The 684-nt window shown below is 70.5% G+C and carries 1 protein-coding gene; it reads left to right on the top strand.

Annotation, left to right across the window (positions count from 1 at the left end):
- Nucleotides 1-684 (top strand): type IV pilus assembly protein FimV (locus tag VBO01S_RS33005; RefSeq protein WP_370682216.1); only part of this gene is annotated, 684 nt, incomplete at both ends.

Below are 684 nucleotides of genomic sequence, written 5' to 3'. Positions count from 1 at the left end.
CCAGCGCTGCAACCGCCGCCGCGCCCATCGTCGCGCCCAAGCCCGTGGTCAAGGCCGCACCGCCGCCGCCCCCGCCGGAGCGCAGCTTCCTCGACGAGCTGCTCGACAACCCGCTGATGCTCGCGGGCGCCGCGCTGATCGCGCTGCTGGTCGGTTTCCTGCTGTACCGCGTGCTGGGCCGCCGCCGCGAAGAGATGAGCGAGAGCGTGTTCCTCGAGAGCCGCATTCCCAAGGACTCGTTCTTCGGCGCCAGCGGCGGCGAATCGGTCGACACCAAGAACCGCGGCGATTCCACCGTGTCGTCGCTGTCGTACTCGCCGAGCCAGCTCGACGCGGGCGATGTCGATCCGGTCGCCGAAGCCGACGTCTACCTCGCCTACGGCCGCGACCTGCAGGCCGAGGAAATCCTGCGTGAAGCGCTGCGCCTGAATCCGGACCGCACCGCCATCCACCTCAAGCTGCTCGAAATCCATGCCAAGCGCCGCGACGTGCGCGCCTTCGACGGCCTGGCCACCGAAGTGCACAAGCTGACCAACGGCGCGGGCTCCGAATGGAACCGCGTGGTCGACATGGGCAAGGACCTCGACCCGGGCAACCCGCTGTACGAATCGGGCACGGGCACCGCGCGTGGCGCCAGCCAGGCCGAAACCGCCGCATTCGCCGGCGCGCTGGCAGCCGCCGCCA

Source organism: Variovorax boronicumulans NBRC 103145 (genome assembly GCF_001591345.1).
Taxonomy (GTDB): domain Bacteria; phylum Pseudomonadota; class Gammaproteobacteria; order Burkholderiales; family Burkholderiaceae_C; genus Variovorax; species Variovorax boronicumulans.
This window is presented reverse-complemented; position numbering and strand designations above follow the sequence as displayed.